22 protein-coding genes and 1 other annotated feature are annotated in these 22,476 nt (G+C 62.7%); of the genes, 11 read left to right on the forward strand and 11 right to left on the reverse strand.

What is annotated here, in order from left to right; all coding sequences use genetic code 11:
• Positions 1-11 precede the first annotated feature (11 nt).
• The 4 genes from FEF26_RS11830 to FEF26_RS11845 form a co-directional block, all read right to left on the reverse strand.
• Positions 12-818 carry a carbohydrate ABC transporter permease gene (locus tag FEF26_RS11830; RefSeq protein WP_208012916.1) on the reverse strand — a complete coding sequence of 269 codons (807 nt, stop codon included), beginning with the start codon at positions 816-818 and terminating at the stop codon, positions 12-14.
• Between the two features lie 107 nt (positions 819-925).
• Complete coding sequence (locus FEF26_RS11835) at positions 926-1,852, reverse strand: carbohydrate ABC transporter permease (RefSeq protein WP_208012917.1); 927 nt, start codon at positions 1,850-1,852, stop codon at positions 926-928.
• A 9-nt stretch (positions 1,853-1,861) separates the two neighbouring features.
• Entirely contained in the window at positions 1,862-3,139 is a 1,278-nt protein-coding gene (locus FEF26_RS11840; RefSeq protein WP_138253748.1) for an ABC transporter substrate-binding protein, read from the reverse strand.
• Positions 3,140-3,221: 82 nt separating this feature from the next.
• Positions 3,222-4,976, reverse strand: a complete 1,755-nt coding sequence (locus FEF26_RS11845; protein WP_243730559.1) for a glycoside hydrolase family 13 protein — start codon at positions 4,974-4,976, stop codon at positions 3,222-3,224.
• A gap of 460 nt (positions 4,977-5,436) precedes the next feature.
• Here FEF26_RS11845 and FEF26_RS11850 point away from each other — a divergent pair, with 460 nt between their 5' ends.
• Both FEF26_RS11850 and thiE read left to right on the forward strand, forming a co-directional pair.
• The gene (locus tag FEF26_RS11850) at positions 5,437-6,648 is read left to right on the forward strand and encodes an ROK family protein (RefSeq protein WP_166433018.1); all 1,212 of its coding nucleotides are present in this window, start codon (positions 5,437-5,439) and stop codon (positions 6,646-6,648) included.
• A gap of 460 nt (positions 6,649-7,108) precedes the next feature.
• A complete protein-coding gene (gene thiE / locus FEF26_RS11855) occupies positions 7,109-7,822 on the forward strand; it encodes a thiamine phosphate synthase (protein WP_138253751.1) in 714 nt (237 codons plus the stop codon).
• Here the strand turns inward: thiE and FEF26_RS11860 are convergent.
• From FEF26_RS11860 to FEF26_RS11880, 5 genes are all read right to left on the reverse strand, one after another.
• Complete coding sequence (locus tag FEF26_RS11860; RefSeq protein ID WP_166433019.1) at positions 7,819-8,604, reverse strand: LysR substrate-binding domain-containing protein; 786 nt, start codon at positions 8,602-8,604, stop codon at positions 7,819-7,821. The two genes, thiE and FEF26_RS11860, sit on opposite strands and share 4 nt — an antisense overlap.
• Positions 8,605-8,611: 7 nt before the next feature.
• Positions 8,612-9,322 (reverse strand): dienelactone hydrolase family protein, encoded by a 711-nt coding sequence (locus FEF26_RS11865; RefSeq protein ID WP_138253753.1) that lies wholly within the window; start codon positions 9,320-9,322, stop codon positions 8,612-8,614.
• A gap of 86 nt (positions 9,323-9,408) precedes the next feature.
• Complete coding sequence (locus tag FEF26_RS11870) at positions 9,409-10,737, reverse strand: ABC transporter substrate-binding protein (protein WP_166433020.1); 1,329 nt, start codon at positions 10,735-10,737, stop codon at positions 9,409-9,411.
• A gap of 102 nt (positions 10,738-10,839) precedes the next feature.
• On the reverse strand, positions 10,840-11,766 hold the full coding sequence (locus FEF26_RS11875) for a carbohydrate ABC transporter permease (protein ID WP_138253755.1): 927 nt from the start codon (positions 11,764-11,766) through the stop codon (positions 10,840-10,842).
• The gene (locus FEF26_RS11880; RefSeq protein WP_243730560.1) at positions 11,763-12,746 is read right to left on the reverse strand and encodes a carbohydrate ABC transporter permease; all 984 of its coding nucleotides are present in this window, start codon (positions 12,744-12,746) and stop codon (positions 11,763-11,765) included. The genes FEF26_RS11875 and FEF26_RS11880 overlap by 4 nt, the downstream gene beginning before the upstream one ends.
• A 244-nt stretch (positions 12,747-12,990) precedes the next feature.
• Between FEF26_RS11880 and FEF26_RS11885 the strand changes: the two genes are divergently transcribed.
• The 9 genes from FEF26_RS11885 (at position 12,991) to FEF26_RS11925 (ending at position 21,016) form a co-directional block, all read left to right on the forward strand.
• A complete protein-coding gene (locus FEF26_RS11885; protein ID WP_138253757.1) occupies positions 12,991-13,344 on the forward strand; it encodes a hypothetical protein in 354 nt (117 codons plus the stop codon).
• A complete protein-coding gene (locus tag FEF26_RS11890; protein WP_138253758.1) occupies positions 13,341-13,730 on the forward strand; it encodes a cation:proton antiporter in 390 nt (129 codons plus the stop codon). The genes FEF26_RS11885 and FEF26_RS11890 overlap by 4 nt, the downstream gene beginning before the upstream one ends.
• On the forward strand, positions 13,727-14,698 hold the full coding sequence (locus tag FEF26_RS11895; RefSeq protein WP_138253759.1) for an MnhB domain-containing protein: 972 nt from the start codon (positions 13,727-13,729) through the stop codon (positions 14,696-14,698). Before FEF26_RS11890 ends, FEF26_RS11895 begins: the two co-directional genes overlap by 4 nt.
• An 11-nt stretch (positions 14,699-14,709) precedes the next feature.
• Positions 14,710-15,006 carry an NADH-quinone oxidoreductase subunit K gene (locus FEF26_RS11900; RefSeq protein WP_166433021.1) on the forward strand — a complete coding sequence of 99 codons (297 nt, stop codon included), beginning with the start codon at positions 14,710-14,712 and terminating at the stop codon, positions 15,004-15,006.
• Positions 15,003-16,520 (forward strand): complex I subunit 5 family protein, encoded by a 1,518-nt coding sequence (locus FEF26_RS11905; protein ID WP_138253761.1) that lies wholly within the window; start codon positions 15,003-15,005, stop codon positions 16,518-16,520. The genes FEF26_RS11900 and FEF26_RS11905 overlap by 4 nt, the downstream gene beginning before the upstream one ends.
• Complete coding sequence (locus FEF26_RS11910) at positions 16,511-18,064, forward strand: complex I subunit 5 family protein (protein WP_138253762.1); 1,554 nt, start codon at positions 16,511-16,513, stop codon at positions 18,062-18,064. Before FEF26_RS11905 ends, FEF26_RS11910 begins: the two co-directional genes overlap by 10 nt.
• Positions 18,065-18,080: 16 nt before the next feature.
• Entirely contained in the window at positions 18,081-19,889 is a 1,809-nt protein-coding gene (locus tag FEF26_RS11915) for a complex I subunit 5 family protein (protein ID WP_208012918.1), read from the forward strand.
• A complete protein-coding gene (locus tag FEF26_RS11920; RefSeq protein ID WP_138253763.1) occupies positions 19,889-20,452 on the forward strand; it encodes a Na+/H+ antiporter subunit E in 564 nt (187 codons plus the stop codon). The genes FEF26_RS11915 and FEF26_RS11920 overlap by 1 nt, the downstream gene beginning before the upstream one ends.
• A gap of 297 nt (positions 20,453-20,749) precedes the next feature.
• The gene (locus tag FEF26_RS11925) at positions 20,750-21,016 is read left to right on the forward strand and encodes a hypothetical protein (RefSeq protein ID WP_138253764.1); all 267 of its coding nucleotides are present in this window, start codon (positions 20,750-20,752) and stop codon (positions 21,014-21,016) included.
• Here FEF26_RS11925 and FEF26_RS16110 read toward each other — a convergent pair.
• Both FEF26_RS16110 and FEF26_RS16115 read right to left on the reverse strand, forming a co-directional pair.
• Positions 21,003-21,149: an IS3 family transposase gene (locus FEF26_RS16110; protein WP_243730561.1), complete on the reverse strand. Its 147-nt coding sequence runs from the start codon at positions 21,147-21,149 to the stop codon at positions 21,003-21,005. The genes FEF26_RS11925 and FEF26_RS16110 overlap by 14 nt on opposite strands.
• A gap of 484 nt (positions 21,150-21,633) precedes the next feature.
• Complete coding sequence (locus FEF26_RS16115) at positions 21,634-22,158, reverse strand: hypothetical protein (protein ID WP_243730562.1); 525 nt, start codon at positions 22,156-22,158, stop codon at positions 21,634-21,636.
• Positions 21,889-22,019, reverse strand: a sequence feature (AL1L pseudoknot). Its footprint overlaps the gene before it by 131 nt.
• Positions 22,159-22,476: the final 318 nt, after the last annotated feature.

A 22,476-nucleotide genomic window follows, 5' to 3' on the forward strand; every position in this document is an offset into this window, starting at 1 on the left:
GTCAGGGATGATCATCCCTTCACCGCTCCTGCTGTCAGGCCGGCAGTGATACGCCGCTGCAGCACCAAGGCAAAGATGATCAGCGGTACTGAGACCAGCACTGAGGCCGCCATTACCTGCCCGATGGGGTTCTCATAGCCCACGCGTTGGAAGGTGCCGATGAAGACGGGCACGGTTTGCACGTTCAGATCACGCGGGGCGAAAGAGAACGCCAGCAAGAACTCATTCGTCGCATAGACGAACACGATGATCGCTGAAGTGCCCACACCTGGTGCGGCCAGGGGAAGAATAATGCGCAGGAAGATCTGCCACGGTGTCGCCCCATCAATTTTTCCTTGTTCCTCCAGCTCCCGCGGAATACCCGAGAAGAACGTCACGAGGATGAAGATCGACAGTGGCAACGTAAGCGCCACGTATGGGATCACCATGCCAGAGTATGAGTTGAGCAGCGATATACCGGTCCATGTCTGAATCTGTTGGTACATCTGGTAGAGCGGCGGGACGAGGGCAACGGGAGGAAACATTGTCGCCACGAGTGCCAGCGTCAGGATAACCGCTCTACCCTTCAGTGGTAGACGTGCGATCGCGTACGCAGCAAGCGAAGCGACCGGAATGCAGATCAGTGTTGCGAGGCCTGCGACTACAAGCGAGTTACGCAGAGCGAACTGAAAATCGAGTTCAAAAATTTGGATGAAGTTGTCCAGACTGAACGGCCCGACGAAGATATTCGGATTCGTCAGGGCTATCGCGCCCGAACGCAGACTCGTCATGAACATCCAGACGAATGGGAAGAGACACCACACGATCACCACGACCATGCCAAGCAGACGTAGGGTGTTGCTCAGCCAGTACGGGGTGTTCGAAGACCGAGGGGGCTCCTGTCCTGCCCCGCTGGTCTTGCGAGTCGAGGGATCCGTAGCCGTGTTCATTTCTTCTTCCCCTTCTCTGATCCAACGGTCTGCTGCCCCATCAGTCGGATGAAGAAGATTCCGACGATCATCACTATGATGAATGTTGCTGTAGAGAGCGCGTTTGCGTATCCCAGTTCAGGCTCTGCGTAGAGGTAACGCTGCGTGTACACGGACAATGTGGCAAGCGAATTGCTGTATCCAGCGAACACGTATGCGAAGTCGAACATCCGCAGCGCATCAACAGTGCGGAACAGCAGCGCAACAATGATTGCTGGGCGCAGCAGCGGCAACGTGATCGACCAGAACCGCCTCCATGCACCGGCCCCGTCAACCTCTGCCGCTTCGTAGTACTCACGAGGAATCGTCTGCAACCCTGCTAGGAGTAGTAGAGCCACGAATGGCGCGGTCTTCCACACATCGGCAGTGATGATACCCACCATCGACCACGTCGGGTCGTTGAGCCAATTAATGCTGGTACCCAAGAGCCCGTTGACGAACCCGGGGTTGTCACTGAACATGTACCGCCAAACCTGGGCGGCAACAGCAGTAGGGATCACCCAGGGCACAAGGATGATGGCTCGAGTGATTCCCTGACCCCGGAATGCTTGATTCATGATGAGTGCGAACATCAGCCCGATCACGAACTCAAACGCTACAGAAACAGTTGTGAATACGAAGGTGTTTCGGATGGCGTTGTAAAAACCGCCGTCGCTGAGTAACTGGCTGTAGTTGCCAAAGCCTGTGAACTCCTGCCGGAACCCCGTGATCTGGTACATGCTCATCCATACGGCGTAGATCACCGGAAAAAGGGCGATCACCGCCATAAACGTGAACGAGGGTGTGAGGAAGATTTTTGCCAGGGCGCGTTCCCCTATGCCGGATCCCTTAGAGCGGGGACCTCGCTGAGGGGTGCGCGCCTTAGAGCTCTGTGCGATCGCCACGATGACGCACTACTCTGCTGAGAGCGCGTCGGTTGCGGCCTCATCGACGGCCTGCAGTGCCTGCTCGGGATCTGTCTGTCCGAGGAACGCGGAGTGCAGGTTCTCCTGGATGGCTAGGGACAACGAGTTGTATCCCGCGACCGCCGGTCGAGCCTGAGCCTCGGCGAGAATCTCGCCCAGCAATTGCACATTGGGATCATCGGCGCCATCGTAGGTTGACAGCATCGTCGACGGAAGGCTCATGTCGAGTAGCGTCTGCTGAGCATCGGCATCAGTTGCAGCCCAAACCACGAACTCTTCCGCGACATCTTGATTATCACTCAACTCGCTGACGGCGTTATTGAGGCCACCCAGCGCGCCAACGCCCGGGTTTTCGTCAAAGCCTGGGAGAGCAGCTACGTCGAAGTCTCCCGCGACATCGCTTTCTTCACCGTCTTCCCCCTCGAGCAATGGCAGAGCGTATGGCCAGTTATGCATATAGACAGAGTCCCCAGCTTGGAAGAGAGACCGTGCGTCGTCTTCGACCATCGAGTCGAAGCCACTGGCAAACAGGCCCTGCTCGCGTCCGTCAATCAGGAAATCTAGCGCCCGCTCGGCCGCATCACCTTCGAGGAAGGTACTCTCTGTTTGATCATCGTTGTACACCTCACCGCCGGCAGACCAAAACAGCTGCAGGAACGTCACGACGAATCCCTCATACTGGTTACCGAGCCCTGCATACCCGCCGATGCCAGCCTCATCACCGACTTCGACTCCGCTCTCCAAGACTTCGTCCCACGTCGCGGGCGGTTCGTCCACCAGATCGGTGCGATAGTAGAGGTAGCCAGCATTCGACGAGTACGGCATAGCGAATAGCTCGTTCTCCCACGAAGAACTCTCCACGGCGCCGTCTAAACTGACCCCCTCAACTTCGGCCCGATGATCTTCAAGGTTCATGATGTAGCCCGCTTCAGCGAATTCACCGGTCCACACCACGTCGAGCCCAAGAACGTCAAAAGCTCCCGTTCCACTCTGCAAGTCCTGGAACATTGCCTGACGCTGCTGGTCGGCTTCGGGCGAGAGGAACTCGACGTTCACCATCTGGTCAGGGTTCTGCTCGTTCCAGAGATCGGCGACCGCTTCATGGATTGCCTGGTCCGCTCCGGTGACGGCCCACGTGAACGCCGCTTCGCCGGCCTCGCCGTTGCCATTCTGGCTATCCGGAGAGCCGCAAGCCGCCAAGCCACCCCCCGCAACAACTAACCCGGCCAGTAACGCCCCTGTCTTATGTACAGGTGTTGAACGCATTTTGAATCCCTCTACTCTCTTGTTGTGATGCGAATTCGAATGACATGGCAAATATGAGTCACTGTTGAGTGACAAAGCGTCCTCATTGGGCTCCTGACCTCTTCGGAGAGCGCTGCCGAGGCTCAGGCATTCCGGTGACTGTCGCGTCAAGGGAAGTCCGGCGGATCCAGGCGGTGGCAGCGCCGGGCAGCATGCCGTCGTTGAGCTCGGCGCTGGTGAGCAGTACCTCACCTGCGGGCAGGGGTGCTTTGACGTCGCTGAAGTTGGTGACGGTGACCCAGCCGTTGGGACGCATGAAAGCGAGAACATCCTTATGGCCAGTCTTGAGCCACTCCAGAGACTCCTCAGTCTGCAGCTCCCGCCGCAGCCGCAGAGCGGCACGGTACAGTTCCAGCGTTGAGCCTTGCTGTCCTTCCTGCACCTCGACCGCGTAGTCGGCGAACCATCCCGGTTGGGGCAAGTGGGCCCCGTCTTCACCAAATCCGAAGGAACTGCCTGCGGAGGTCCACGGAAGTGGGACCCGGCAGCCATCCCGGCCGATCTCCGCACCCCGGCTGCGGAAGAACGTTGGGTCCTGTCTCGCCTCGGCGGGGATGTCACCGACCTCCTGCAGGCCTAGCTCCTCGCCCTGGTACAGGTATGAGGACCCGGGCAGCGCCAGCATGAGCAGGGTCGCGGCCCGGGCACGGCGCAGGCCTAGGTCGACGTCGACATCCTCCCGGTGCCCGCCGTTGAGCAGCCAAGCGTTGCCGGGCTTGCCGTTGTTGCCGTGCTCGGGGGTTACCGTGCTGTCCGAGAGGCCGAAGCGTGTGGCGTGACGGACCACATCGTGGTTGGAGAACACCCAGGTGGAGGACGCCCCGGAGGTCTCCGCCTCGGTGAGGTTTTTGGTGATGATCTGCTGAAACTTTCCGGCGTCGAACTCAGCCATCAGGAGGTCGAAGTTGAACGCCTGGCCCAGACCCTCTGGGCTGGCGTACCGTGCGCGGCGTTCGGGGTGGACCCAGGCTTCGGCGACGGCGGTGCGTGGAGGGTCGTACTCATCAAAGAGCTTGCGCCATTGCGCGTAGATCTCGTGCACCTCGTCGCGGTCCCAGTACGGGTGAGAGCCGTCAATGAAGCCGTCGGCGCCGGTGCCGAGCTGCCCCAGCTCAGCTTGCTTCGGTAATGTTTCCTCAAGGTTCTTGGTCAGGGCGTGGGCGACGTCGATGCGGAATCCGTCCACCCCGCGGTCGGACCAGAAGCGAAGGGTGGTCAGGAAATCCTCGCGCACCTCTGGGTTATCCCAGTTGAAGTCGGGCTGTTCCTTGGCAAAGAGGTGCAGATACCACTGCCCTGGGGAGCCGTCGGGTTCGGTGACGCGCTCCCATGCTGGACCTCCGAAGACCGATTCCCAGTCCGAGGGTGGCAGCTCACCGTGCTCGCCGAGCCCGTCACGGAAGATGTAGCGCTCCCGCTCCGGTGAACCAGGTCCGGCCGCAAGTGCCTGACGGAACCATTCGTGACGATCTGAGGAATGGTTCGGGACGATGTCCACCACCACTTTGATGCCCTCGGCATGCAGGGCAGCGACCATCTCATCAAAGTCCTCGAGTGTGCCGATCTTCGGGTCCACCTCGCGGTAATCGTCGACATCGTAACCGCCGTCGGCCAGCGCGGAGGGATAGAACGGGCTCAGCCAGACGGCGTCGATACCCAGCTCATTCAGGTAGGGGACTCGGGAAGTGATCCCCTGCAGATCGCCGATCCCGTTGCCGTCGGCGTCAGCGAAGCTGCGCGGATAGATCTGGTAGACAGCCGCCTGACGCCACCAGTTCGGGTCCTGGGAGATGCTCACAGGGCCGACCCAATTGTCGACCCATCGGTCCACTCATCGGCGTTAGTGCCGCACAACGGGGTCGCAGAGGCATCCAACATCGTCGCATTGGCATCGACAACCTCGCTGCAGATTGTTGCCACCCCAGCATCGCACCCAGCCATCTGACTGCGGTGCGGAACTACTTGCGGACTCGTGCCCACTGTGACCTCCCAAGGGCGAGTAGTGAAGTGACGTAGACCACATCATACAGCAAGTAAATTTATTATGTAAATCTACTAGGCTAGAAGCTTGCACCGCACCAACGACTGGCCCAGGACCCCGTTCCAGCCCGTGCTGGATCCTGATCACCGGACAGGAGCTGATCCGGTCTGCCCCCATGAAGACCAGCGCCGGGCATACTTACCCGAGGCACCCGCTCAAATTTTGCGGGCCACTTGACGTGAGGCACCACTATGTAGGCGCACCTACAATTAGTGAGGTGGATGAAGTCAGAGAGCACCGAAGCATCACAGACCATCCTTTCCGCCGCCCGGTCAGCGCTCGGCGCTTGCTCAAAGTTGCATGGTCGGGCGAGGCACTGACTGCCACCGAGTTTATGGAGAAGACAGGGTTTACTCGCGCCACGGTACTCTCCGCTTGCCGCGAGCTGGTCGAGGCCGGCTGGTTCAAGAAAGAGGCCGATGCCCGAGCCGCCGGAGAGTACACCAAGGGCCGTCCCGCCCTGAGGCACACGTTCCGCCCCGATGCCGCGTTCGTAGTGGCCGGCGATGCCGACGAGGATATGTTCACCGTAGCGGTGGCGGACCTCCACGGCGTGGAGCGCAGTCGCGTAGCTTTGAAAGTTAGCTCATTGCGACAGGCCGCACAGCGACGCCGGACACTAAAGCAGCTGGTGGAGGAGGCTTTGGAAGCAGCCAACGTCCCCGCTGAACGCGTCGCAGCCGTCACTCTCGGCGTGCCCGCCCCTGTGGACACACGCGGCAGCTCACCGCCTCCGGATGGCCGCGAGCACTACTGGCCCACGGTGAACCCCGATTTTGCCAGTTTGTTTCAGGACAAGGGGTGGGCCGTCCGGCTAGACAACGACGCTAACCTCGGAGCGCTCTGCGAATCCACCGACGGTGCTGGTGTTGGGGTCCGCTCGTTCGCGACGCTCCTCTCTGCCGAGCGCTTCGGCGCTGGCATCGTGGTGGATGGGAGATTGCTGCGTGGCGCCCGCGGCGGTGTCGGCGAGATGCGCATCTTGGACATGGTCATGGGCGTAGAGGCGCCACATGGCCTAGAGCGCCGTGCACGATGGGAGATGAGGCAACTGGATGAAAAAAATCAGCTCGTCGGCGAGCTGGCCAGCATTCCTCCAGAGAAGCGCGATGCCTTGGCTGTCTTCCGCGCGGCGGAACGGCATGACACCACGGCGCTGGAGGTTGTTGACGCACTCGCTGAACGCCTGGCGCGAGTGGTCCGGCTACTCTCCGAGCTCCTAGACCTGGACCGCATCATTATTGCTGGTGCCATTGCGCCATCCGTTGGGCCGCTGCTTCAGCGGACCCGCGAGATCTTGCAACGAGAGCCGACTCAACGGTGCGCAGAGCTCTTCGCCTCCCAGCATGGAGCCGACATAGTACTGCGTGGAGCTATCACGTCAGCAATAATCGACGTGCGCAAACGAGCATTACTTGAAGAAGAATAGATCTTTAGCGCAGAAGGCGCCTGACTCTGTTGCGCGCTAAGGACACCAGTTCTTCCGTCGGATGAGTGATGTTGCCTGCTCGCGCTCTCGAGCACGATCGGTCGCCCTCACTCACCGTGACGATCAGGGGTCTCGGACCGGAGCCGTTCACATTTCTAAGCGCCCTGTGCTTTTGCGCTTGTTTTTCGCATTGTCATATGGCGTTGAAAACCACGTCATAGGTCGTGCTTGTCCCCTCGGCGAGTAAGCAAAAGCCTGCTCTCACCATCCCCGGTCCAAGCAACGCTCTGACAATATGTCCAACGGCCATCCACAGGGTCGTGAAGACAGAAGAAATGGTCCACCGAATGAGCTCTCCTCTTTGGACCCCAACTCAACCTTCTACAGACTTCGACGCCGATTCCGAGCCCCGAAGGGGGTGAACCCTCGGTTTCACCCGGCCAGCCGATAGTCTGAAGGTATGAGTTACAGCACACCGGAACCCACTCACTTGGGCCAGCTGCGCCGGGAGCGCCTGCTGACCTCACGGCTCTATGTCTGCACTGACCTGCAGCGATTCATCGCCTACCCTGAGGCCGGGCCGGTCGAAGAACTCGGCCTTGAAGCCCTCCGAATGTTCTATGCGGACGCTTTCGCCGGTGGGGTGGACATTATCCAGGTGCGCGATAAGAACGTCTCTGTCCAGACTGAGATCGCAGCTCTCACCCTGTTGAAAGAGGTCGCCGATGAGTACGGCGGGCTGGCTGCGGCCAATGACCGGGCTGATCTTGCCGCCATCACCGGGGTAGATGTCTTCCACGTTGGTCAGGAGGACCTCTCCACGGAACAGGCCCGTTTCATCCTCGGTGACGATGTCATCATCGGACGTTCCTGCCGCACCTTTGAACAGGTCCGTGAGGCGGACTCAGACATCGGTGTCGACTACTACTGCACCGGTCCGGTCTGGGAAACCCCCACCAAACCAGGGCGCGCAGCAGTGGGCACCGAACTCGTCGCGCAGGCGGCCTCCCTGGAAACCGGGAAGCCTTTCTTCGCCATCGGTGGGATCAACGTCACCAATGTTGAGGAGGTGACCTCCGCGGGCGCTGACCGAGTGGTCGTGGTCCGGGCGGTCACAGAGGCAGAAGACACCACCGCCGCGGCACACGATCTGCGAGCGAAACTTCCCGCCTAGCGGCGCCGCGGCTTCCGGGTCCGCCCGGGTTTCGCTGCACGTGCCGCAGGGCGTGACCTCGGCTTTTTCTCCGCAGGCTTGCGCTTGGGTTGTGGTGAGGTCTTCTGCTGGGCGAGCGCACTCCGGGGCGATCCGGCCTTGCGCCCCCTGGCGATCCCAATGAACTCCTGAATCAGCTCCGAATCCTGCTGCCGTAGCCAGGCAAGCCCTGTCTCATAGCCGGGTGCGCCGGTGATGCTGCGGATCACCACATCTTTGCGGCTGAGCATTCGCGCCACAGAGTTCGGCAGTACGACGACGCCAGCACCAGTGGCTGCCACCTCAAGGGCCATGCGTTCTGCTGCAGCCAGATCCCCGCCGGCCAACGGCTTGTGGAACTCTGGCGCGTGATCCTCTGGCGCTCTGGTGGCCAGTTTCCCGGCTGCAGACTCTCCCCCAGTAGGGCCCCAGTCCTGGAGCATCCGCGCCGGGTCCAGGAACGTCTCATCGACAAGTTCTTCAGAGCCGACCGACTCATCAGCCGCGGCGATCCAGTGATCTGCGGCGGCGCACACCACCGGCTCTTCCCGGTACAGCAGCACTCGGTGATGGACCTCGGTGTCTACCTCTACCTGGTACTCACGGAAACGGACGTAACCAATATCTACGGTGCCTTCGGTGATCCGGGCGAGCTGTCCGGCGTCGTCGTAATACTGCACGTCGAGGGCGTGTTCGGGGAACCGTTCGCGCCATCGCGCTGCCCATTTGTCCGGTGTGGCACCGGGTATCGCGCCCAGGATCATGGTGGAGTCAGACGACCTTTTTCCGCAGGAAGTCCACGCTGCGATCCCAGGCGAGCTCAGCCTTCTCGGCGTCATAGGTGCCGAGAAGGTTCTCGTCATTGTGGAAGGCGTGCCCGGCCTGGTAGTAGAAGAACTCGACCTCCGCGCCGGATTCCTCGCGGATCTGGGCCTCTTGGCGGCGGGCATCAGCTTCCGGGTACATCTCATCCTCGGTGGCGTAATGCCCTTGGACGCTGGCCTTCACCCCGGTGTAGGTCTCAGGCACTGCTTGGCCGACCCCGTAGAAGGGGACGGCGGCGGAGATCTTCTCCCCCTGCTGGGCGGCCAGTGCGAGCACGAAACCGCCACCCATGCAGAATCCGATGGCACCAACGGTGCGGGAGGTGACATCATCATGGGCCAGCAGGAAGTCGGTGGCTCCTGCCAGTTGGCGGGCGCCCTCCTCAGCGGGCAGCTTGGACATCATCTGCCCGGCTTCCTCACCGTCGTGAGTGATCCACCCGCCGTAGAGATCTGGTGCCAGGGCCACAAAGCCCTGGGCTGCGAGACGGTCGGTGACCTCTTTGATGTGGTCGGTCAGCCCCCACCACTCTTGGATGACAATCACCGCTGGGCCCGATCCGCTGGGCGGTGTGGCGAGGTACCCGTGCCCGGTGTCGGTCACCTGACCTTGTGGGAGTGGGAAGGTGATGTTCTGATGTGGAGTTTTGTCAGCCATGCGGTCCTCCTTTAACGTCGTCGACCCTCCCCAGCGTACTGAAAATCAGCGTGCTGAGGAGGGCCGACGCCGTGGAGGCTGACAGATCAGCCGTCGATCTCGTCTGCCAGATCAGTTTCGTAGAGGGATTCGAACTCTGCCTCAACCCGCTCCATCTCTTCGCGGACGTCATCGCCGGAAGTCAGCAGGCTCTGCAGTGTGGTGGCCAGTTCAAGGTCAGCACCGGGCAGGAACACTCGGGCGAAGTCCTGGACCCGTGCGCGCTCCAGCTGCTCCACGGCAGTTTCAAACTGTGGAGTGTCGGCGTACACATCAGACATATCCGACTCCTGGTGGGAGGGGACGTAGCCTGTTTCCTCGGAGAACCTCGCCTGCACGTCGGCGGATGTCATGTATCCGACGAACATGGCGGAGGCCAGCTGCTCCTCCGGTGAGGAGGCGGCGGCGAGCATCAGGCCGGCACCACCTGTGGGAGTTTCACCTTCGGCTGCGGGACCGTCGGGCAGGAACGCGGTGCCGACCTCAAAGTCGGCAGTGTCCATGATGCCGCCGAGTGAACCGGTGGACTGGATGGTCTGGGATGCCACACCTGATGAGAAGTCATCAGTCTGGGAGGTGGCGGCCACATTGGCCCATCCGTCTTCAACACCGGACTGGGCGAACTCGAGGGCTTCCACGGTCTCGTCGGAGGAGACGGTGGAGAAGTCCCATTCCTCAGACCATGCTCCGCCGTAGCCCCACACCAGGTTGGCCATGCCCCAGGCTGGGTATTCATCCGAGGGTGGGAAGGCGTAGCCGAACTGGGCGAGGTCCTCATCGACGATGGTCTGGGAGATCTCAGCGACTTCCTCCCAGGTCTCCGGCGGCGCGTCAATACCGGCCTCTTCATAGTGCTCTACGTTGTAGTAGAACAGCGGGGTGGAGCGGGCGTAGGGCACACCGTAGTGGCTGCCTTCGTAAAGGTAGTCCTCGTAGAGTGCGTCCACGTATCCGCTGACGTCGATGTCCGCGGCTTCGAGCACATCATCCACGGGGATCAGCGCATCGTTGAGGTAGTTGGGGAACCAGGTGGCATCAGAAAGCACAACGACGTCCGCATTGGAGCCGCCACCGGTCTGGAACCACTGCGAGGTTTCTTCATAGTTGGCACCGGAGGTGATGACCTCCACCTCGATACCGGTCTCTTCGGTGAACTCGTCAATGAATTCAGCCTCGATATCCTCTGAGCCGCCGGGGTGGTTGGTGGCGAAGACGATTGATTCTGCGGGCTCAACATCTGCCCAATCGGTGTCGGCAGCTTCTTCGGCAGCGTCACCGCCATTGGTGTCCGGGCCGCAGGCGGTGATCGCCAGGGCGGCCACGCTGAACGCGGCGATGCCCTTCCAGCTGTGACTGATGGTGGATTGTTTCATCATGGTGCTCCTTATTGAGTGATTCAGTCGATCTGGGCAAATAGGTCTGGACATATGAGGTGTGCGGGCTTTACTTGTCAGCGGTTCTGACTTCACAGCGCTGTCTCACTTCACAGCGCCCTGGGTGAGTCCTGAGACGATGTAGCGCTGCAGCATGGCGAAGATGATGAGCATCGGCACGATCACCAGCACTGCACCTGCCATGAGGATTCCGTAGCTGGAGACCTGATCTTCCACACTGCGGAGCTGGTTCAGCGCCACCGGCAGGGTCATCCGGTCACGGCTGTCGGTGATGATCAGCGGCCAGAGGAAGCTGTTCCATTCGTTGACGATCGTGACCAGCGAGACCGTGGAGATCGCCGGCAGGGAGACAGGAACGGCGATTTGGAAGAGCTTCCGGAAGTGTCCGGCGCCGTCGAGTTCGGCGGCTTCGAAGAGCTCTTTGGGCAGCGATTTGAAGTGCTGGCGCAGCAGGAACGTGCCGAACGCGGTGCCGAGCCCGGGCAGGATGATCCCCCAGAGTGTATTGCGTCCGCCGAGGGCTTCAATGGTCATGAAGTTCGGCAACATGGACACCTCCGGCGGGACCATGAGCGCCACCAGGATGCCCAGGAAGATCAGGTTTGCCCCGGGTACCCGGATGAACACCAGCGCATAAGCGGTGGTGATGGCCAGCAGCACTTTGATGATTGAGCCGACCGAGGTGACGATCACGCTGTTCTGCAGCACCGTCATCAGCGGGATCCGCCGGTCCACCGTGGCGTAGTTCTCCGCGGTGGGGTCCTGCGGCAGCAGCTGCGGGGTCAGCGTGACAATCTCATTGACCGGCTTGAAGCTGGAGGAGACCATCCACACCAGGGGCAGCACAATGATGATCAGCGCGATCAGGATCGGCAGGTAGCCGGTGAGCATGGTGTCGGCGAGGTTCCGCGGGCTGAAGGCTTTGGTCCACTCCGGTGAACTCCGGCGCTTGGAGCGTGACTTCGCGGGTGCGGGGTCAGCCCGGGGGTGCGGTGGCACGGTGGTGCTCATTGGTAGTGCACCTTCCTCTCCACGAATCGGAGTTGGACGGCGGTGATGATGAACAGGGTGAAGAACAGCACCACCGCGATCGCTGCGGAGTATCCGGCCCGGTTGAACTGGCCGAAGGACTGCAGGTAGATCTCAAAGATGATCGTGTTGGTGCCGTTGCCGGTGGGCGTCATGACCCGCAGGATGTCGAACGCGTTGGTCATGGAGAAGATGATGTTGGTGACCAGCAGGAAGAACACTGTGGGGGTCAGCAGCGGCAGCACAATGGAGAAGAACCGGCGCACTGGTCCCGCCCGGTCAATGGTGGCTGACTCCAACAGGTCTTTGGGGATGGACTGCAGCCCCGCTAGGAAGACCACCGCACAGTAGCCGAGGTTCTTCCACACGTAGACAATGATGACCATCAGTAGGTTCGCGTCCGGGTCAAGGAACCATTGGGGTGATTCAATGCCGATGCGGTCCAGGATGAACATCAGGGCCCCGCGCTGCGGGTCGAAGATGAACATCCACACCAGCGCCACACCGACCCCGGAGAGCACATAGGGGCTGAAGACCGCGGTGCGGGCGAAGGTGCGTCCCGGGATCTTCTTGTTCAGCACCAGGGCGATCAGCAGACCCAGGATCATGGAGCCAAGCACCGCGCCTGCGGTGAAGATCCCGGTGACCCGCCAGACTTCAAGACCAGATGGTGAGGTGAAGAACCGCTGGTAGTTGGCCAACCCCACTGGGTCAGCCCGGGGCGCTCCCAGCCGCCAGTCCAGGCTGGAGAAGTACATGTTCATGGCCAGCGGGTAGTAGATGAAGGCCAGAATCAGCAGAATGTTGGGACCGGCGAAGAGGAGGAACAGGGACCAGTTCTTGGAGTTCTTCCGCCGATGGGCCTTCTTCCGGGCCGCGGCAAGTTGGGCGTCATCAGGAGGGGCGGACGCCTCAGGTTTGTCCTGCCCCACGTGCGCAGGACGTGAATCGGTGGTCGTCAAGCTTCCCCCTCCAGGTGTCTTGTGCGTGCAATGCCCCCACGCCATCGTGTGGGGCCTTACCGACTCACAGGTGGATTCCAGGTAAACCTCAGGTGAATCTCACCTGTGACTGACAACACAACTGGAGCGCTCCACATATCGTACCTGTAAGGGACTTCCCCCAAGGGGAATGTGTAGGCGCGGCTGAGAAGTTGACCATATGGACTGTCGTTGCCCAGTGACCAGGCGCTGAGGAGGTAGACCCGTGGATCAGGTGATGATCGCCGTCGCTGCCTCCTGCCTGATTGTGCTTCTGCTCAACATTGGTGCAGCACTGTTCGCATTCGTTCGCCGGGGCTTCAGCGAGGACTGGCTGCTGGTGGTGCTGCTCAGTGGGACCACCGGTGCAGGGTTGGTGGCGCTGCTGATCGTGTTGGAGTCCCTGCTAGGTAACCCCCTTGGCCCGCCGTTCCGGTTGATGGATGTAGCGCTGATCCTCACCGGGACCGCCGCCCTGACGGCCGCTGTGCGTGCCGCAGCCGGGGCCCGCACGCGTGAGGACGCCCGGGCCGGCCATGACACCAGCGGCTCCACCGCCTCCAGGGGTGAGCACTCATGAGCCTGGTGTTGGACATTATTTCTGCAGCGCTGATGATCACCGGAGCGTTCTTCTTCACCGTCGGAACCCTCGGTTTGATCAGGTTTCCCGACGTCCGCTCCCGGCTTCACGCGCTGACCAAAGCAGACAATCTGGGCCTCGGGCTCGTCCTCAGCGGCGCGGCCCTCTGGTTGGCGGATTGGGGTGTGGCTGTGCTGATGCTGCTGTGTTGGCTGTTCGCTCTGGCGGGCGCCTCGGTGTCAGCACATGTCATTGCGGGTCTGGAGACCGACCATGCTGAACAGCGCCAACCGGTGCATCACACCGGAGAATTACCTGCCGTCGGCTCACCCACTGATGATGACGACGACGCCGCCACCGCGCCGGGAGCGGATGATCGCCTGTGATTTCACCTCTCGACATCACCCTAGGCTTGGCGGTGCTGGCTGTGACGGGGCTGAGCCTGATTCCGCGTTCCCGTCTGGTGATCTCCATGGGGTTCCTTGTCCTAGGGGTGCTGGCAGCGCTGGTGTGGTTGCGCTTAGATGCCTTGGATGTGGCGCTGGCTGAAGCGGCGATCGGTACCGGCCTGCTCTCCGGGCTCATCGTGTGGCTCGCGGTGCGCAGCCCTGTACCCCCGGGGGCCGGAGCTATGGAGACCAGCCCCCGGCTTCCCTGGCTCCGCCCAGCCATTGGGGTGCTCGCTGGCGCGTCCATGACCGTGGTGGTCGCCTCAGTATGGCTAAGGGCCGAACACCACTTACCGCAATGGCGTGAAGCTGCGGAATCGCAGTTACCCGACACCGGTGTGGAGCACCCGATTACCGGTGTCCTGTTGGCTTTCCGCGCCTATGACACGTTATTGGAGTCTGGGATCCTGATGCTGACTGCGGCGGCCGTGCTGGCGCTCTCCCGCAACGGGGGGCTCTCCGCAGAGGGCGCCCACCGGTTGGGCGTGCACCAGACCTATGTGCCGATGCCGCCGGTGCCCTCGGCCCTGAGTTGGGCGGCCCGCCTGCTGGCCCCGCCCCTGGTCCTGTTGGGCCTGTGGCTGCTGTTCGCTGGGTCCACCGACTCCGGTGGAGCGTTCCAGTCCGGTGCGGTGCTTGCCGCCGCTCTGATTCTTCTGCGCTCCGCGCAGGTGGATATCAGCTCCTTGACTGCCCACTGGCTGCGTCCGCTGCTGGTGGGCGGCGTCGTCGTGTTTATTTCTGCTGGCCTGGTGGGTCCGCTGCTGGGTCTGCCGTGGCTGTCCTGGGAGCCGGAGTGGGCCTTCGCCGCCGTGCTGTCCGTGGAGATTCTGCTCACCGCCGGGATCACTGCCGGGCTCTACGCCCTGTTCCTCACTCTGGAGAATCCGGAAGGGGTGCGCTGATGGACGCCGGGATGGACACGATCACGTGGTACCTGCTGATTGCTACGTCTATGACAGTGTTCGGCATGGTGCGGTTGCTGTTGGTGCGGGACATGTTGGCCCGGCTGATCGCTCTGGATGTCACCGGCATCGGGGTGCTGGTGACCCTGGTGGCGTTGGCGGCGCGTTCGGAGTCCACGGATCCGGTGCTGCAGGCCCTGGTGATTACGGGTCTGGTGATCGCGGTGGCGTTCACTGGTCTGGGTGCGGTGCTCATCCGCCGCATTGAGGGTCAGCACGAGGACCCGCCGGGGGGTGAGCAGTCATGACGTGGACCCAGTTCAGCCTTGGTGCCCTGGTACTGCTGCCCATGCTGGGTGCTGCTGTTGCGATGCTGCTGCCGCACCGTGGGCGCCGGGTGCTCGGTGTGGGCACAGCGGTGGTGATTGCTGCGCTGACCGTCCCGGTGCTGGTCACGGTGACCGCCGGTGAGCTGACCGAACTGGTGCTCGGTGGTTTTGACGCCCCGCTGGGGATCCACCTGCGCGGCGATGGTCTGGCTGCAGTTTTCTTGGGCGCGACCTCTCTGGTGGGGCTGATCCTAACCAGTTATGCGGCCGTGTTGCCGAAGTCCACCGGGACGTACTTGAGCTCCACCGCCTGGGTGCCGGGCCACCCGGGGTTCTGGCCGCTGTGGCTGGGCTGCTGGTCGGGGCTGAACGCGGTGTATCTTTCCGGGGACCTGTTCAACCTCTATGTGGCCCTGGAGTTGGTGGGCCTGACCGCGGTGGCGCTGGTGGCCTTGGGTGGACGGTCCTCCTGGGAGCCGGCGCTGCGGTACTTGTTTATTGCGGTGCTGGGGTCACTGATGTTCTTAGCCGGGGTGGGGCTGCTCGCCTCCGTGACCGGGACTTTGGATCTGCAGCAGACCCGGCAGGCGCTCGAGGAGCTGGATGACCCCACGCTGTCACTGCTTGCGCTGACCCTGATGACCATGGGGCTCGGCATGAAGATCGCCTTGCTGCCGATGCACCGCTGGCTGGTGCCGGCCCATTCCTCGGCCCCCGGTGTGGTCTCTCCGATCCTTTCCGGTCTGGTGATCAAGGCCGCCCTGGTGGTGCTGCTGCGCTGCTGGCTGTGGGCGGTGCCGGTGCTGCCCGGCGCTGAGTGGTTGACGTGGCTGTTGGGTGGCTTGGGGGCTGCCGCGGTGGTGATCGGTTCGGTGCTGGCGCTGCGGCAGGACAGGTTGAAGCCCCTGGTGGCGTACTCAACGGTCGCCCAGATCGGCTACTGGTTCTTAGCGTTCCCGCTGCTGCTTCCGGGGGAGAACGACGACGCCGCACTCGCCTCAGGCGCCTATAGCGCAGTCATTGCCCTAGCCCTTGGGCATGCTCTGGCCAAGGCTGGCCTGTTCACTGCCGCCGGGTTCCTCAAAGACCGGTGCGGCACTGATGAGATTGAGGCTCTGCGCGGCGCCGGAGCCCACCACCCCACCCTGATTTTGGCGATGGGCCTGTGCGCTGTGGGGCTACTGGGTTTGCCGATCAGCTTGGGGTTCACCGGCAAATGGCAGCTGGCCACGGCTGCGGTGGCCGCCGAGCACTGGTGGCTGATCCTGGTGCTCGGCGCGGGCACCCTGCTTTCGGCCGCGTATCTGCTGCGCGGGATCGCCCCGCTGCTGATGCAGGCCGAGGTGGATGACGACGCCCCGGCGGCGAACCCGGTGACCATCCGCGAGCGCGTAGGCGAGTTCGCGGTGCTGGCCCTAGGTGTGGCCACCCTAGCTACCGGCCTGCTGGGCGTCTGGCTCAGTGACCTGTTGGAGGTGGGCTCATGGTGGTGAATGACCTGATCCCGCTGGGGCTGGTGCTGCTCTCGGTGGCGGTGGCGGTGGTGATCTTCCCGCTTCCGCAACGCCTGGCGCGGCTGCGCAGCACGGTCAACCTGGTCGGCGCGGTAACCAAACTGGTGCTGGTGATGCTGCTGGTCCCACCTGTGGTGGCCGATGGTGCGCGCCCGGAGTTCGCTGTCCCCTTCTTACCCGCCGGCGGTGGTGAGGCGATTTCGCTGGTGCTGCGGGTGGATCCGCTGGCGCTGTTCTTCGCCGGGCTCTCTGCGGTGCTGTGGCTGCTGACCACGATCTACGCCATCGGGTACCTGAAGGGCACCGCGTATCAGAGCCGATTCTTCGGGTTCTTCAGCCTGTGTGTGGCGGCCACGGTGGGCATCAGCTTCTCGGGGAACCTGATTACGTTTTTGGTGTTCTATGAGCTGTTGACCCTGGTGACCTACCCGCTGGTGGCGCATTGGGGGGATGAGAAGTCGCTGAAGGCGGCCAGGCTGTATATGCGCTATGCGCTCGGCGGTGGCGTCGCCTTGCTGGTCGGTGTGGTGTGGCTGACCATGGAGGCCGGGCCAGCCGACTTCGCTGAGGGTGGCGCGGCTGATGTGGCTGAGTTCGCCGCCGGCTCCCCCACCGTGGCGGTGATCATCTTCGCCCTGCTGGTCGGCGGGCTGGGGGTGAAGTCTGCCCTGGTGCCGTTGCACTCCTGGCTGCCGGCGGCCATGGTGGCCCCAGCTCCGGTTTCCGCCCTGCTGCATGCAGTGGCGGTGGTCAAGGCTGGCGTGTTCGGCATTGTTCGGGTGGTCGATGACGTCTACGGTATTGAGGTCGCCTGGGAGCTGGGGGTTTTGACTCCGCTGCTGGTGGTCGCCAGCATCACCATTATTTACGGGTCCTACCAGGCGCTGCGGCAGACGGAGATCAAGCGCCGCCTGGCGTACTCCACCGTCTCCCAGGTCAGTTACGTGGTACTGGGGGTGACCATGTTCTCCATGGCAGGCACCGCCGGCGGGGTGGTGCACCTGGTGCATCAGGGCATCATGAAGATCACCCTGTTCTTCTGCGCCGGGCTGTTCGCCGAATCCATGGGTGCGCATAAGATCTCGGATCTGCGCGGGGCCGGCCGTCGCATGCCCTGGACCTCTGCGGCGTTCACTGTCGGGGCGTTCGGGATGATCGGCCTGCCGCCGACTGCCGGGTTTATTTCCAAGTGGCAGTTGGGGCTCGGCGCACTGGACTCTCCGCACCCGTGGGTTTTGGTGGTGCTGGTGGTCTCCTCACTGCTCAACGCCGCCTACTTCCTGCCGGTGGTCTACAACCTGTGGTTCGGTGAGAAGAAGAATGAGCAGGAGAACGACGATGCCGACGCCCCGGCAATAGCCCATGAGCGGGAGCAGGTGCCTGAGCGGGTTCACGAACCTGGGCCGCTTCTAGTACCTGCCCTGTGCACTGCCGGGTTCACGCTTATAGTCGGCCTGGCTGCGTCGTTACCGTTCTCTCCGCTGGAAATTGCACAATTCATTGCCGAGGGGGTGTTCAGCTGAGATGCATGCACCTGAGATGAGTCCTGTTGAGATGCTCATAGCTCTGAGCCTGCTGATGCCCTTTGCGGTGACTGGGGTGATTGCTCTCGCCGGGACACTGGGTCCGGCCCGTGCCCACCGGGTCCGCCGTACCGCCGCCATGCTGTCTCCACTGACGGTGCTGCCCGCCGGTGTGCTGACCCTGGTGGCTCCGGATGCGGAGCTTGAGGTGCCGTGGCTGCTGTTCGGCACAGCGTTCAGCATGGATGCTGCGGCCCGGGCGCTGACACTGATTGCGGTGCTGCTCTATGGGGCGGCTCTGATGGCGGTGACCTGGGTGAAGCTCCGGGATGCCGAACGTGGATCCGGGGCGCTGAGCGCGTTCCTAATGGTGTGCTTCGCGGGCAATATCGGCACGTATCTGGCCGCTGATGCGGTGAGCTTCTACTTGGCGTTTGCGGTGATGAGCTTCTCTGCTGCCGGGTTGGTGATCCACTACCGACACCAGGCTGCGCGGCGGGCCACAAGGATTTACCTAGTGATGTCGGTGATCAGTGAGACGGCGATCCTGGCCGGACTGATCCTCACAGCGAGCGCGGGCGGGTACCTGGTGGCCGATGCCCCTGCTGCGGTGGCTGCCTCCGAGCACACGGGCCTGATTGTGGTGCTGCTGCTGATCGGGTTTGGGGTCAAGGCCGGCACGGTGCCGCTGCATGTGTGGCTTCCGCTGGCGCACCCGGCGGCTCCTCCGGCGGCCTCGGCCGTACTTTCTGGGGCGATGGTCAAGGCTGGGTTGATGGGCTGGATCCGGTTCCTTCCCCTGGGTGACCCGGCCATCCCTGCTGCTACGGGGCAGACCCTGTTGGCGTTGGCCTTGATCGGGGCGTTCGCCGCGGTGGTGGCCGGTGTGCTGCAGAGTGACCCCAAGGTGGTGCTGGCCTATTCGACGATCTCCCAGATGGGGTTCATTACTGCCCTGGTGGCGGTGGCGATGCTCGTTCCTGAGGTGTCCGGAGCGGCCACTGCCGCCGCGGTGCTCTACGCGGTGCACCATGGCCTGGCCAAGGGTGCGCTGTTCCTGGGAGTGCCGGTGGTCAAGCACTACGCCGGCGGTCGGACCGGGATCCTGGTCGCGCTCGGAATGGCCGGTGCGGCCCTGGCTGTGGCGGGTGCCCCGCTGACCTCGGGCGCCTACGGCAAGTATGTTTCCAAGGAGGCGGTCGAAGGCATCACCGTGCTGGGCCTGGGACTTGATCAGATCCTGCCCTTGGTGGCCACCGGCTCCACCCTGCTGCTGATGCGCTTCGCCTGGGTGATCACCCGGGCCGAACGAGCCCCGCGCCGGAGGCCCGATGGTGAACTGTTCTCCTGGCTGGGCGTGTGCGCGGCCGGAGTGGCAGTGCCGTGGATAATCGGCCTCCGGTGGATCCCTCAGGCCGGGGACTTCAGCTGGACGGCGAGCGCACTGTGGGACGCCACCTGGCCCATTCTGCTCGGTGTCGGCTTGGGTGCTGCCGTGGCGTTCGCGGCGCGGCGAGGCCTGCTGCCGCAGCGGCTGAGCGCAGATGGTCAGACTGTGCCACCGGGCGACATTGTGGTCGCGGAAGAGTCCCTGCTGGTCCGTGGTGGACGTCGCACCTCCGCTGGGCTGGACGCCGCCCATGGCGTGACTGCGAGTGTGCGCTCACGTGGCGCGGGCGGTGCGCACCGGGTGGCTGAATGGACCCGTCGTGGTGCCTCCCGTGCTGAAGCTGCCGTGGGCAGCTGGGAAGGTTCGGGAGTGGTCATTGTGGCGCTGACCGCGGTCACTGTCGTGCTGGTGATGTGGGCAGGAGGTGCGTGGTGATGCAGAGTATTGTCATGCGCTGGCTCCTAGCGGCAGTGCTGCGCGCTGGCATCCTAGGTGTGCTGTGGGCGGGGTTCACGTCCGCTTCCATGGACTACGCCGTCTATGGGCTGGTGTCCGTGCTGGCGTGCACGCTTATGAGTCTGTGGCTCATACCGCCGAAGTCTCCGACGCAGATTGCACGGTGGCCGCGTCGGGTCTGGTTCTCCGGTGCGCTGTGCCTGTGGTTCCTGTGGCAGTCGGTACTCGGCGGTGTTGACGTGGCGGTGCGCTCGCTGCGCCGCCCGGTGCGGATTGATCCGACTGTGGTGCGCGCCCCGATCGATCTTCCTGAGGGTCACGCCCGCCAGCTAGCTATGGTGCTGATGAACTTGATGCCCGGCTCCATGATCCAGCGCACCACCGATGATGGCGGCGCCACCGCGCTAGTCACAACGGATCAATATTCGGCGGCCAGATGTGCCTCACCCCAGCAGGTTGAGCTGCACACTTTGGCCCCCGAGCTAGACCCCGCCCGCCAGTGGAAGCAGCTCCAACACCGCGTCTCCCGCGCCTTCGACTGATCTCCTCGCGCTGGAGTAAGTGCTTCATGCCGCCCAAATCGAAAGCGCGCCTGAGCGGGGAAGCCGCCTGGTGGGCCGAACGCCTCAGTGATAACGAACCTGCGCCAGCAGATACTCGCTCAGGCTCGTTTCCGGTTGCCGATCTGTCTCCCGAGTTTTGTTGGGGTCTCAATAAAGTGAAGAACCGAAGAGTGGTGCATCGACATCTTAGATGACCTGGATGACCAGCGCGCTTTGCGTCAGTTCCGGCTAGTTGCCGGTCGAGAAGGGTACACCCAGCGATCTGTTGCTAGTGGTGTGGGGATCTCACAGCCGGCTTTGTCGAAGGCGTTGAAGGCTACTGAGACGGTTCCGGAGCCAAGAGAGGGTTTCTCCGGAGCAAGTCCTTATGAGATCTGCGCCCGGTACGATGCGGGATTCATCGACCGGGACCAGCTGGTGGATGAACTCACCCGGTGGAGCTATGGCGCTCAGGGCGGGACGGATGGTTATGACTCCCTGATCGTTGATCAGCCGGGAAGCTGGACGCATGTGGAACTTGCGCTCTGCATCAAAAAGCCTTAGCCGCAGATGCCCCAACAGCGACTATGGCGGCGCAGTGGAGCTGTTCGTACGCTATCGGGGTCAGATGGCCGATGCTGCTGTGGAGGCGTTGGTGGTTCCACCAATCGACCCACCCGGCAGCAGCGAATTCCACATCGGAAAGCGCCCGAAAGGGGCCTTCGTGGAAGACGTCGGTGCGGATGGCCCCGGTCTTGAACAATCGGCCACGTGGGATCTTGGGGTGGCGTACCCCGGCTGAGACTTTCGAGGATCAGTCACGCTCTGTTCAACAGTCGACTGTTGCGACGATCGGTTGAATACGGCCTGAAACCCCGCATCCGAATGTGCCACTAGCTGCCCGCGTCCGACGGGGTGGCCCTCGCGTCCTCGCTGCCCCAGGCCCATCCGCAGGGACATGTCCACCAGCTCGGTGGCCTTGATGGTATCGGCGTGCCAGCCGATGATCCGCTGGGCGTAGACGTCGACGGTGAAGGCGACGTAAGACGAACCCGGCCGAGGTGCGCACATGGGTGAAGTCCGCGATCCAGACCCGGTTCGGCGCCGTGGCGATGAAGTCACGATTGAGCAGATCCCCAGCCCGTGTGTCGTCCTTAGCCGGGACGGTGGTGCGAACGGCCTTACCCCGGCGGGGCTCCGGACAGGCCCAGGGACCTCATGGCCCGATCCACCGCGCCCGGGGTGGCCCCGGGCAGGCGACGGCGAATGGCCGCGGTCATCTTCCTGCGCCCGTAGAGGCCCTCAGCGGTGCGTTTGATGGTGCCGTCCTCCTTGCGCATATAGGCCAGAGAGCGGATGGCTTCTTCGACCATCGCGTCGGTGATGGTCCTGATTGCCGGCTGGTGGTGGGCCTGTTTCCAGGCTCGGTAGGTCCTTGCCGCGACCGGCGTCCCCTCAGCGGTGAGGATGGCGCAGATCGACTCGACGGCATGACCATCAGGCGCAGCTGATCGGTGAAAGCGCTGATCAGCGGGATCGGGGGTCGAGTTCCCCCGCGAAAAAATCGAAGCCTTACGCAGAATCTCGTTGGTCTCCTTCAACCTCTTGTTCTCGGCCTTCAACCGGCGGATCTCTTCGAGCTCATCGGTCAAGGTTCCCTCGTGGGTGCCGTGGTCGATCTCGTGCTGGGTGATCCATCGGCGCAAGGGAATCCCGGCCAACGCCCAGCTGGGCGAAGACGGCCTTGATGGTCGCGGTGCGGGATGACTACTCCGACTGGTGGTCCAGCACCAGACGGACGGCCCGCTGCTTCAGAGCGGGATCGGTGATTCGAGGCATGACTGCATCCTTTCAGCTTAGAAAGATGCGGCATCGAACCTGGGGCGCTTCACCCAACCTGACCTAGACCCGCCAGCCGATACGATGGAGACTTTAGCTAAACGGTATCGAGGCTAAACCTTGATCCACCGATGAGGAGGGGCTGATGAGGGTGGGTTGATAGAGGAAATGCCCCTCTGACCTGG

The organism is Nesterenkonia salmonea (genome assembly GCF_005771525.1).
GTDB lineage: Bacteria > Actinomycetota > Actinomycetes > Actinomycetales > Micrococcaceae > Nesterenkonia > Nesterenkonia salmonea.